At 52.8% G+C, this 9,184-nt stretch carries 8 protein-coding genes and 1 tRNA gene; 7 read left to right on the top strand and 2 right to left on the bottom strand.

From position 1 onward, the window contains the following. The first annotated feature begins 51 nt into the window (after positions 1–51). The 6 genes from Q7O77_RS10640 to ansP all read left to right on the top strand — a co-directional run bounded on the left by Q7O77_RS10640 (position 52) and on the right by ansP (position 5,926). Positions 52–774, top strand: a complete 723-nt coding sequence (locus Q7O77_RS10640; RefSeq protein ID WP_304166789.1) for a winged helix-turn-helix domain-containing protein — start codon at positions 52–54, stop codon at positions 772–774. Then, complete coding sequence (locus Q7O77_RS10645) at positions 755–1,225, top strand: FidL (RefSeq protein ID WP_304166791.1); 471 nt, start codon at positions 755–757, stop codon at positions 1,223–1,225. The genes Q7O77_RS10640 and Q7O77_RS10645 overlap by 20 nt, the downstream gene beginning before the upstream one ends. Positions 1,226–1,492: 267 nt before the next feature. Next, entirely contained in the window at positions 1,493–2,581 is a 1,089-nt protein-coding gene (gene mutY, locus Q7O77_RS10650; protein WP_304166793.1) for an A/G-specific adenine glycosylase, read from the top strand. A gap of 2 nt (positions 2,582–2,583) precedes the next feature. After that, positions 2,584–2,856, top strand: coding sequence for an oxidative damage protection protein (locus tag Q7O77_RS10655; RefSeq protein WP_304166795.1), 273 nt, complete (start codon positions 2,584–2,586; stop codon positions 2,854–2,856). 55 nt (positions 2,857–2,911) lie between these two features. Further along, positions 2,912–3,985, top strand: a complete 1,074-nt coding sequence (gene mltC / locus Q7O77_RS10660) for a membrane-bound lytic murein transglycosylase MltC (RefSeq protein ID WP_085651513.1) — start codon at positions 2,912–2,914, stop codon at positions 3,983–3,985. A gap of 465 nt (positions 3,986–4,450) precedes the next feature. Beyond that, entirely contained in the window at positions 4,451–5,926 is a 1,476-nt protein-coding gene (ansP, locus tag Q7O77_RS10665; RefSeq protein WP_304166798.1) for an L-asparagine permease, read from the top strand. A 48-nt stretch (positions 5,927–5,974) separates the two neighbouring features. Here ansP and Q7O77_RS10670 read toward each other — a convergent pair whose 3' ends face one another. Beyond that, positions 5,975–8,128, bottom strand: coding sequence for an ornithine decarboxylase (locus tag Q7O77_RS10670; protein ID WP_304166800.1), 2,154 nt, complete (start codon positions 8,126–8,128; stop codon positions 5,975–5,977). 607 nt (positions 8,129–8,735) lie between these two features. On the opposite strand from Q7O77_RS10670, the gene Q7O77_RS10675 reads away from it, so the two are divergent. Further along, a tRNA-Phe gene (locus tag Q7O77_RS10675) sits at positions 8,736–8,811 on the top strand. Between the two features lie 59 nt (positions 8,812–8,870). Here the strand turns inward: Q7O77_RS10675 and Q7O77_RS10680 are convergent. After that, positions 8,871–9,184 (bottom strand): GNAT family N-acetyltransferase (locus Q7O77_RS10680; RefSeq protein WP_304166802.1); only part of this gene is annotated, 314 nt, incomplete at its 5' end.

A 9,184-nucleotide genomic window follows, 5' to 3' on the forward strand; every position in this document is an offset into this window, starting at 1 on the left:
CCTCACTATATCGACTTTTTTATAATTCATGTCTCCATAGAGCATCTATAAATGGTTTATTTAATTAATAAGTCGGTTGTCTTTACAGAAAAAGACAACTCCTTAGCATGGGTAAATCGCTCAGAAGAGGCCATATCTCTGAGTCTGCCTGTGGCAAAGCTTCTAAAAACGCTGCTTATTAATCCAGGAGTGACATTAAGTAAAGAGTACCTGCTTACGGAGGTTCTGGAGAAAAACGCTCTGGCACCGTCCATGAACAACTTAAACAACTATATTTCTTTATTGAGAAAATCTCTGCGTGAATATGATCTGGCTGAGATACTGATGACAGTACCTAAAGTCGGCATTATGTTTAATACGCTCGATATTGAGGTGACATGTGACGACTCACAGCAAAGTGCCGTTGTGGAAGTTTCGCCTCAACACACTGAAGTTCAGCGAATAAAATACAGAAAGCCACTTTTCTTTGTGGTAGGCGGGACGGCCCTGGTCTTAATTTTATTTTTTGCGTTTATCTTATCGACAGATTTCCCATACAGAGAAATTTTTAGAGACGCGAAGATAGTAAACTGCCAGTTTTTTTATCTGGATGATGACACGATCAGCGAGGGTTTTCCGGAAAAGTATCATTATCTCTGTAAAAATAATGTCAACCTTTACTATTTTTCCAGAAAAATAATCATACCTAAAATTGCGACCAGAGAAGAAATTATTGTTATTTCCTGTAAAAAAGAAGGGAAAAGGTGCTCAACGCATGTCTTCATCAACAATTAGAACTCCTTTGACTATCACTGCGGTGACTATATTGTTTTTGGTAATCACTCTGTCATCGTTATATTACTATTACCACGTTTACAAAAAACCATTAATGTGTCGGGGAGAAATAAGTTCCACCATTAAAAGTGGGCAGGATTCCATTGTTAAGAGCTATATCATCAATTTCTATTTAGGGGCCAGAGGAAAAGGTTCGATGGCCTTACACGGCATTTATATTGATGTAGACAAACCTGCGAATGTTTTAGAACGTACACTCACGTTCGATTACAGCTGGAATGGCAATTATCTCATTATGAAAAACACCGCCATGTTTAAGAATTTGGCCGATACCGCGCCCGACAATGCTACGCCTTATAGTAAGAATGAGGTCATCCGCTTCGAAATGCTGACGGATAAAGTCTACCTGGTCAGCGCCTTTCGCCCCACGTTCGCCTGCAACGTGCGTTAATGGCCCAAGCCCGTGGTCGCGCCCCTGCGGCCACGGCTTACTCCCTACCAACCCCGTCTGCTCATATCGAAAAATCAGGCGCAGCGCTTTAGCGTATTGGAAAGTAACTGACCGACCACGCCACGCCAGCGCATTTGTCACGACATAAACACCGCAGCGCATGAGAGGCGCAGAAGCAACACGTTCAGGAAACTTCGGGTTTACAGCACATTCACACTGTGCTGGAATCGCTTTCAATTTTCACCTGCCGGATAGCGATCCCTCCTTATGATACAAGCGCAACAGTTCGCGCAACAGGTGCTGGCGTGGTACGAACGTTTCGGACGTAAAACGCTGCCCTGGCAACTTGATAAAACGGCCTATCAGGTCTGGCTGTCTGAAGTCATGCTGCAACAGACGCAGGTCGCCACCGTTATTCCCTACTTTCAGCGTTTTATCGCTCGCTTCCCCGACGTACGCGCTCTGGCCGCCGCGCCCTTGGATGAGGTGCTGCACCTCTGGACCGGGCTTGGCTACTATGCCCGGGCACGCAACCTGCACAAAGCAGCGCAGGTCATCGCGGAACAGCACGGCGGCGAATTCCCCACCACGTTCGACGATATCGTCGCGCTGCCGGGCATTGGCCGTTCAACCGCAGGCGCGATCCTGTCTCTGGCTCAAGGTCAGCACTACCCGATTCTCGATGGCAACGTGAAGCGCGTGCTCGCACGCTGCTGCGCCGTCTCCGGCTGGCCGGGTAAAAAAGAGGTGGAGAATCGCCTGTGGAATATCAGTGAAACCGTTACGCCAGCGAAAGGTGTGGGCGCATTTAATCAGGCTATGATGGATTTGGGCGCGATGATCTGTACTCGCAGCCGCCCCAAATGTGAACTTTGTCCGCTCAACACCCAGTGTATCGCCTACGCTAACCACAACTGGGCGGATTATCCGGGCAAGAAACCCAAGCAGACGATTCCGGAGAAAAGCGCCTGGTTTGTGATGGTCCGGCAGCAACAGCGCGTCTGGCTGGAGCAGCGTCCGGCCGTAGGACTGTGGGGCGGATTATTCTGTTTTCCCCAGTTCGCGACCCAAGAGGAAGCGCATGCCTGGCTGCAACAGCGTGGGATGTCGCGAAGCGGACTGCAGCAAGGCATCGCGTTCCGACATACCTTCAGCCACTTTCATCTGGATATCGTCCCTCTGTTGCTGGATGTGTCCAGTCAGAGTGCCTGCATGGATGAAGGCGCCGGTCTCTGGTATAACTTAGCCCAGCCGCCATCTGTGGGGCTTGCGGCCCCGGTAGAACGCCTGCTGCAACAGTTGGCTCAGTCGCAGTCCGTCTTCGTAGACGTCTGCGCGCCAAATAACGAGGAATAAGCATGAGCAGAACGATTTTTTGTACTTTTTTACAACGTGAGGCCGAAGGCCAGGATTTTCAGCTGTATCCGGGCGAGCTGGGAAAACGCATTTATAACGAAATCTCCAAGGAAGCCTGGGGCCAGTGGCAAACCAAGCAGACGATGCTGATCAACGAGAAAAAGCTCAGCATGATGAACGTGGAAGACCGTAAGCTGCTGGAAGAAGAGATGACAAAGTTTCTTTTTGAAGGCAAGGACGTGCAAATCGACGGCTACACGCCGGAAGATCAGTAATCGCGCAGGGGCCTGCCGGCCCTGATAACTCACGCTCCCGACACGGCCTGATATGATGAAGAAACTGCTAGCTTTGCTGTGCATCGCTCCGCTGCTTATCTCTTGTTCCAGCAACAAAGGCAGCGAAGATGCCGAAGCCTATATTAAAGATACCAACGCCTTTGATATTTTGATGGGGCAATTCGCCAACAACATCGAAAACATCTGGGGCATCAACGAAGTGTTGATCGCCGGCCCCAAGGATTACGTTAAGTATTCCGACCAATACCTGACCCGTAGCCACGTCAACTTCGATGCCGGTACCATCACGATCGAAACCATCAACCCGACCAACTACGAAACCAGCCTCCGTCAGGCCATCGTCACCACCCTGTTGATGGGCGATGACGCCAGTAACACCGACCTGTATTCCGACGCCAACGATATTCAGATCAGCCGTGAGCCGTTGCTGTATGGTCAGGTGCTGGACAACACCAGCGAGCCTATCCGTTGGGAAGGTCGCGCCAGCAGCTTTGCGGATTATCTGATTCAGAACAAGCTGCAACGCCGTACCTCAGGCGTACACGTGATCTGGACCGTCACCATTCAGCTGGTGCCTAACCATCTGGACAAGCGTGCCCACAAATATCTCCCGCTGGTCCGTAAAGCCGCAGATCGCTATGGCATCGAGCCCTCCTTGATCCTGGCGATCATGCAGACCGAGTCGAGCTTCAACCCCTACGCCGTGAGCCATTCCGACGCATTGGGTCTGATGCAGGTCGTTCAGCACAGCGCAGGACGCGATGTCTTCAAGATGAAAGGGAAATGGGGACAGCCGAGCCGCAGCTATTTGTTCGATCCGGAAAACAATATCGATACCGGGGCGGCTTATCTGGCGATACTGAAGAATGTGTATCTGGCGGGTATCCAGAATCCGACGTCACAACGTTATGCCGTCATCACCGCCTATAACGGCGGCGCAGGCAGCGTGCTGCGTGTGTTCTCCAGCGACAAAGACGCCGCGGTGAGCGCCATTAACGGCATGTCTCCCAATGATGTCTACCAGACGCTGACGACCCGGCACCCTTCTCAGGAGTCTCGCCGCTATCTGTACAAGGTGAACTCGGCGCAGAGAAACTACCGTCGCTGATAACGCGATCCGAGCCTCCGGCCCCGCCGGAGGCTCGTCTGCGACAGGTTACCTTTACCGTGAGATCGCGGTATCCCGCTTTCGCCACGGTTCATGGTGCTACAGAAATGCCCGGTTTCCTGACGAATTTGCCGCCATAACCAACGGGAAATCCGCTTATAAGCAAATGCTATGCCCACACTATTGAATAGCGAAAATCACTACGGAAAACCGCAAAGCATCCTACATTCCACTATTTTTTTATAATCAAGCATGATTATTATCTTTATTTAATGCATTACTAACGCAGACAATTTTTGCCTAGGATGCCAAGAAAAGGTAGCATCGCAGACGTTTTTCAATTCCTGCCCCAGCATACCGCTATGGAATGGCGGTATATGCAAAGGCCGAGTTTTAACGGTTAACTTATTAAATAATATGTTATTTCTTTCTTATAAATGATAAGAAAAGGGATCTGGACGGGTAATGAATCAGCATAAAAGCAAAGACTCTGAACGCCATGCGGCCAAGCGACGCTGGCTCGATTCACATGAAGTGGGATACCACAAAACCATGGGTAACCGACAGGTACAGATGATCGCCATCGGCGGATCTATCGGTACCGGCCTGTTTTTAGGCGCGGGCGCTCGTTTACAGATGGCCGGCCCTTCTTTGGCTCTCGTTTATCTGGCTTGCGGTATTTTTTCCTTTTTCATTCTGCGCGCACTGGGCGAACTGGTGCTGCACCGTCCTACCAGCGGCAGCTTCGTCTCCTATGCGCGTGAGTTTCTCGGAGAGAAAGCCTCATACGTCGCGGGTTGGATGTATTTTCTGAACTGGGCAATGACCGGTATCGTCGATATCACCGCCGTAGCGCTCTACATGCATTACTGGGGAACATTTGCCGACGTGCCGCAATGGGTCTTCGCCCTCAGCGCACTGGGGCTCATCACCACCATGAACATGATTGGGGTGAAATGGTTTGCGGAAGCCGAGTTCTGGTTCGCGCTCGTCAAAGTCATCGCGATTTCGCTGTTCCTGATCGTGGGGACCATTTATCTCGGCACCGGGCTTGAACTCGACGGCAATCGCACCGGCTTCCATCTCATTACCGATAATGGCGGGCTTTTCCCGCACGGTATGCTGCCAGCGCTGGTGCTGATACAGGGCGTGATCTTCGCCTTTGCTGGGGTGGAACTGATTGGTACCGCCGCCGGTGAGTGTAAAGATCCCGAGAAAATGCTGCCTAAGGCGATCAACAGCGTGATCTGGCGCGTGGGTCTGTTCTACGTCGGCTCGGTGATTCTGCTGGTATGTCTGCTGCCGTGGAATGCTTATCAGGCAGGGCAAAGCCCGTTCGTGACGTTCTTCAGCAAGCTGGGCGTTCCCTACATCGGCACCATCATGAATATCGTGGTGCTGTCAGCGGCGCTGTCCAGCCTCAACTCAGGGCTGTACTCCACCGGACGTATTCTGCGTTCGCTGTCGCTGGGAGGCTCTGCGCCGAAATTCATGTCCAAAATGAGCGCGCAGTCCGTACCTTACGCCGGTATTTTGGTCACCGTCGGCATCCACGCCATCGGCGTGTTCCTGAACTACATCGTGCCATCGCAGGTGTTTGAGATCGTCTTGAACATTGCTTCGCTTGGCATCATCAGCTCCTGGGGCTTTATCATCGTCTGTCAGATGAAGCTGCGTCAGGCGATTAAAGCAGGGAAAGCCAAACCGATCAGCTTCAGAATGCCCGGCGCGCCGGTCACCTCTTGGCTGACGCTCGGATTCCTGCTGTCTGTGCTGGTACTGATGGCGTTCGATTATCCTAACGGCACCTACACCATCTCTACGCTGCCGCTGCTTGCCATCATGCTGACGATGGGCTGGTACAGCCTGCGCCGTCAAAAACAGGATGCAAATCTGGTCAAACAGGAGCATGAGCAGCCGCAGGAAGCGTCAAAACAGTAACGCTTTCTGACGCCTATCACCGGGGCTTTCGCCCCGGTTCATCCGGTCCTAGTTCGACACTACATGGGCGTATAACCGTTTACGCCCATCTTCTTCCGTCTCTGCATAGACGCCCTGCAACTCCGGCGCAAAGCCCGGCATGAGATTCAGACCGGCCTCCAGCGCCAGGAAATAACGCAGTACCGCCCCGCCCCACACTTCTCCCGGCACCACACATAGCACGCCCGGCGGATACGGCAGCGCGCCTTCAGCCGCGATACGCCCTTCGGCCTCATCAAGCGCAATCAGCTCGATCTCGCCACGAATGAAACGACTGTGCGCCTCCTGCGGCAACATCACCGCCGCCGGGAACTCCGCCTGACGGAACATCGCTTTTTGCAGACGTTTTACATCATGACGCGCGTAGAAATCATGCATTTCCTGACATAGCCGACGCAGCGTATAACCTTCATAACGCTGACGATGCTTCTGATACAGGCTCGGCAAAACGTCGCTCAGCGGGGCATCTTGCTCAATCAACTGCTCGAAACGCACCAGCGCCTGTACCAGATGCTGCATCTTGAGGCTATCTTCCGCCGGGGTCAGCAGGAACAGAATCGTATTCAGATCGCATTTTTCCGGGATGATGCCGTGTTCGCGCAGATAGTTAGCCAGAATGGTGGCTGGTATACCAAACGGCGTGTACTCACCGGTTTCCGCGTCAATACCCGGCGTGGTCAGCAGCAGCTTACATGGGTCGACAAAATACTGATCCTGCGCGTATCCCTCGAAGGCATGCCAGCGTTCTCCCGGCTCAAAGTGGAAGAAGCGGACATCCTGCGCCATCGCCTCTGTATCGTGATCCTGCCAAGGAATGCCACCTACCGAGGTTGGGACAAAAGGCGCAATCATGGAACAGACGTCAAGCAGCTGTTTGCGGGTTTCAATCCCCAGCTTCACGCACTCCTGCCACAGACGGCGGCCGCTTGCGCCCTCATGCATCTTGGCGTTGACATCCAGCGCGGCGAAAAGTGGATAGAACGGGCTCGTCGAAGCATGCAGCATGAAGGCATTGTTGAGACGCTTATGATTGCAAAAGCGCTTCTGCCCTTTGATGTGCGTGTCTTTTTTGTGGATCTGGGACGTCTGGGAGAATCCGGCCTGTTGCTTATGCACCGACTGCGTAACGAAGATCCCCGGATCGTTCTCATTGAGTTCGAGCAACAGCGGCGAGCACTGTTCCATCATCGGGATAAACTGTTCGTAGCCCACCCAGGCGGAGTCAAACAGGATGTAGTCGCATAGATGACCGATGCTGTCGACCACCTGACGCGCGTTATAGATGGTGCCGTCATAGGTGCCGAGCTGAATCACCGCCAGACGAAATGGCCGCGGCAGCTCCGCGCGCTCAGGGGCTACCACCCTGACCTGTTCACGCAGATAAGTCTCGTCGAAACAGTGTGCGTCAATGCCGCCAATCAAGCCGAACGGGTTCCGCGCCGTTTCGAGATACACCGGCGTTGCGCCCGCCTGAATCAGCGCACCGTGATGGTTGGACTTGTGGTTGTTACGGTCGAACAGCACCAGATCGCCCCGAGTCAGCAGCGCATTGGTGACGACTTTGTTCGCCGCCGAGGTGCCATTCAGTACAAAGTAGGTTTTGTCCGCATTGAAGACTTTGGCTGCGAACTTCTGAGCTTTTTTCGCGGCGCCTTCGTGGATCAGCAAATCGCCCAGTTTCACATCGGCGTTGCAGATATCCGAACGAAACAGGGTTTCGCCATAAAACTCATAGAACTGACGCCCGGCGGGATGCTTACGGAAAAACTGCCCACCCTGATGCCCCGGACACGCAAAGGTGGTGGTACCCATCTCGATATATTGGGTCAGCGTGTCGAAAAACGGCGGCAACAGCGCATCTTCATAAGCACGAGCCGCCTGCTCTAACTGAGCAGCATGATCGCCCGCGTCATCCAGGATCAGCCACTCACTGCCCGGCGGCAGCATTTCGAGACTGCCCTCTTCCGGCATACGCAGCACAAAGGCCGGAATAGAGAATCCCGTGTGATGTAACACAGACAAAATGCCGCTGTGAGCTTCTTCCGCGGAGACCACTACCGCAGCAATATCCGTAAAGTCGGTCTGACTCAGGGCCACTACCGGTCGTTCAGTGCTCAAACGGGCGGCAACCGCTGAATTAGCCGCAATTTTTAATTGTTTCATTTAACAAACCCAAACGATCAAGGATGAGTATACGTGCCCGAAAGACACAGCGCAGGGATGACGCGCCCAGCCGTTGCCGGTCGTGTTCCGCCAGCCAATACCTTCAAGTGTATGACTCATGCAGAAAACTGCCGGAACAAAGGGGAAACGGAGATCCGCTCCATCCGATAGACATCAGTAAAATCAGAGCGATAGCTCTATTTTTAATCATGCCTAACAGTGAGCGTCGACACGCCTCACCGCATAATGAAGGGAGATAAACTGGGGAAGGAAAGCGCTACAGCAGTGTGACCGGAGTCCCGGGACGTCATCAAAGTCATGGCGCTCAGCGTCCGCACCAAAAGCATTGAGTCCGACATATCAACGACCCTCGATGATCACAAATGAAAGGAAAGTCAAAAACCGGGCGATAATCGCACTATTCTTTATCAAATTCAAGAAAGCCCCTGCGGCATAAGTCATGAAAATCCGAGGGCGCCTTCCACGTGTGGCTTGCAGCGCTTCCAGACAGGGATATGACGCCATTGTTTGAAAATAGAGCAAGCAGCCGCCGCAAGGCAGAAACCCGTTGACGGCTCCGGTGATATACGGTTTAATGCGCCCCGTTGCCCGGATAGCTCAGTCGGTAGAGCAGGGGATTGAAAATCCCCGTGTCCTTGGTTCGATTCCGAGTCCGGGCACCACTTATTAAAGAAACCAGCCTATTGGCTGGTTTTTTGCTTTTTAGAGCACGGCATCAATTTCAAATTGATAGACTCCCCACCAAATCCCCTAACGTCACCATCAGCAACATCGGGTCTATTGGTGAAGGCTCAAACCCAACTCGTAGGTAAAATTCCCGCGCTTCATCAGATAGCGCATGAACCAGCATCCCGCGAATGCCGATAGTATCAGCAACCTGAATCACCCGTAGCCCAGCATCTCGTACCAATGCCCGGCCAACACCTTGACCATGCAATGACGTATCTACCGCCAGACGTCCCAGCACTACCACCGGGATGGGATCGGGCATATTGCGGCGAAAACGTCCGGGAGCGGCATTCGTTGCTACAGCGC

Origin of the sequence: Lonsdalea britannica, assembly GCF_946477055.1 — a bacterium.
Lineage (GTDB): Bacteria > Pseudomonadota > Gammaproteobacteria > Enterobacterales > Enterobacteriaceae > Lonsdalea > Lonsdalea britannica_A.

Coding starts and splice junctions, on each gene's coding strand:
- Q7O77_RS10640 (WP_304166789.1), top strand. CDS start 52: ATGGTTTATTTAATTAATAAGTCGGTTGTCTTTACAGAAAAAGACAAC.
- Q7O77_RS10645 (WP_304166791.1), top strand. CDS start 755: ATGTCTTCATCAACAATTAGAACTCCTTTGACTATCACTGCGGTGACT.
- mutY (WP_304166793.1), top strand. CDS start 1,493: ATGATACAAGCGCAACAGTTCGCGCAACAGGTGCTGGCGTGGTACGAA.
- Q7O77_RS10655 (WP_304166795.1), top strand. CDS start 2,584: ATGAGCAGAACGATTTTTTGTACTTTTTTACAACGTGAGGCCGAAGGC.
- mltC (WP_085651513.1), top strand. CDS start 2,912: ATGAAGAAACTGCTAGCTTTGCTGTGCATCGCTCCGCTGCTTATCTCT.
- ansP (WP_304166798.1), top strand. CDS start 4,451: ATGAATCAGCATAAAAGCAAAGACTCTGAACGCCATGCGGCCAAGCGA.
- Q7O77_RS10670 (WP_304166800.1), bottom strand. CDS start 8,128: ATGAAACAATTAAAAATTGCGGCTAATTCAGCGGTTGCCGCCCGTTTG.